Source organism: Mucilaginibacter sp. P4_D1 (assembly GCF_056401935.1).
This window is the reverse complement of sequence record NZ_JBFUIJ010000110.1, coordinates 1-1,858: the sequence shown is the minus strand read 5'-3', so window position 1 is coordinate 1,858 and position 1,858 is coordinate 1. Positions and strand designations below refer to the sequence as shown.

The window sequence follows — 1,858 nt, the reverse complement described above, 5'->3', positions numbered from 1 at the left end:
AATTAAATCTTATAATTATGATGTTGAATTGTTCTTTATCAAAAAAAAGATAAGTACAGTTTAGTTATCCATTAGATGACTTTTAATAGTGCCAGTGGTGCTGTAAAAGTAATATTTGGTAACACATATTATGAGCTTCCCTGCTTTATGCTGAATTAATATTTAACGCCTCGCATTGTGCTTTAAATCATTTTCTATCAGTTAGTTTATTATTAAATTTTTATTGAATTTCCTTACTTAAATAGAATGAAACATTCATTGCTGTATTTTTACAGATGCTGTATTGTTTTGGCTGTCTGCCTTACTTTAACTAAACACGTACAAGCCCAAACCGATGCCGACGCGCTGATGATTCCCAAAAACTACGTTTGCGCTGCAGGTGTTTATACACACAGCCAGTGGGATCATTATTGGGAAGGTACTTTTAAACGCGATGCGCCAAACCTGGGTACCGTAAGTTCGAATGCTTATATGCTCGGCTTTGTTTATGGCCTTTCAAACAAAATCAACGTATCAGTTGCACTGCCTTATGTTAGCACGAATGCATCAGCGGGCACTTTACGCGGTGAACATAATTTACAGGACGTAAGTGCATATGTAAAATGGCTGGCTGTTAAACATGAGATAGGTAAAGGATCTTTGAGTTTACATGCTATTCTTTCGGGCTCGATACCTGCAAGTAACTACGAGGCTGATTTTTTACCATTGTCTATTGGTTTGCACAGTAAAAACGTTGCTTTACGTGGTTTGCTCAATTACCAGGTGAGCCAGTTTTTTGTGGCTGGTGCCTATCAGTATGTGCGCAGGAGCAATATCACTATCGATAGAAACTCGTATTACACTACCGAAATGCATTACACCAACGAGGTGCAAATGCCTGATGTTTCTAATTATTTAATCAGCGCCGGTTTCCGGAGCCTTCAATTTAATGCCGAGGCTACTTTTACACAGGTTGATACACATGGTGGCTTTGATATCAGGAAAAACGATAATCCTTTCCCAAGTAATAAAATGAATTCGCAGCTTGCGGGCCTCATCCTTAAATACACATTTACCAAGATACCCGGGTTAGAACTTACAGCAGGTGGTAACTATGTATTGAAAGGCAGAAATGTTGGCCAGTCGCGCAGTTTCTACGGTGGTATTTACTATATTTTTAACACCAGGAAAGAGAAATAATTTTTAATAATTAAAAGAGAATCTGATGAAAAAATCATTACTTTATATAATACCATCAATGTTTATAGGTGTAGCTATATTTAGCGCATCCTGTAAAAAAGACATTGTAGACCGCACTCAACAATACCCCGCACTTGCGCCCGCTAATATTGATCTTAATGCCGATACCTGGAAACCTGTGCTGGTTAAAGATTTTAGCACACTTACTGTAGCTGCACCTGATGCAGTTACATCACCTGCTTACCTGGCAGATATTAACGAAATTAAGGCAGCGCAACGTAATTTAACGGACGACCAAAAAGCATCTATCAAATACTGGAGCGCAGGCGCTGTTTTAAGGTGGAACGAGATTATGCGCGAGTTGGTGGCCAAACATAACGTTGCACCATATCAAAATGCAGATGGTACCTATCCTGCGCCAAACTCGGCCAACCCCTTTAATTATCCTGAATTTCCGTTCTCGAACCCACCATATGCCGCACGTGCCTATGCTTACGTAAGCGCAGCTCAGTATGATGCTTTGTTGGCTGCATGGCACTTTAAAAATACCTATAAACGTACGGCCCCATACAAAAATGATGCGGCTGTACAAGCCCTGGTACCGGTTTCCGAGTTGCCATCGTACCCAAGTGAGGATGCCGTTGTTGCCGGTACCACGGTCGAGTTGATGAAATTATTG

At 40.4% G+C, this 1,858-nt stretch carries 2 protein-coding genes; both read left to right on the top strand.

Annotated elements, in window-relative coordinates; genetic code table 11:
* Window positions 1-246 precede the first annotated feature (246 nt).
* Complete coding sequence (locus tag AC1DV1_RS31220; protein WP_477368731.1) at window positions 247-1,179, top strand: hypothetical protein; 933 nt, start codon at window positions 247-249, stop codon at window positions 1,177-1,179.
* Between the two features lie 25 nt (window positions 1,180-1,204).
* The coding region (locus tag AC1DV1_RS31215) for a phosphatase PAP2 family protein (protein ID WP_477368728.1) at window positions 1,205-1,858 on the top strand (654 nt) is incomplete at its 3' end.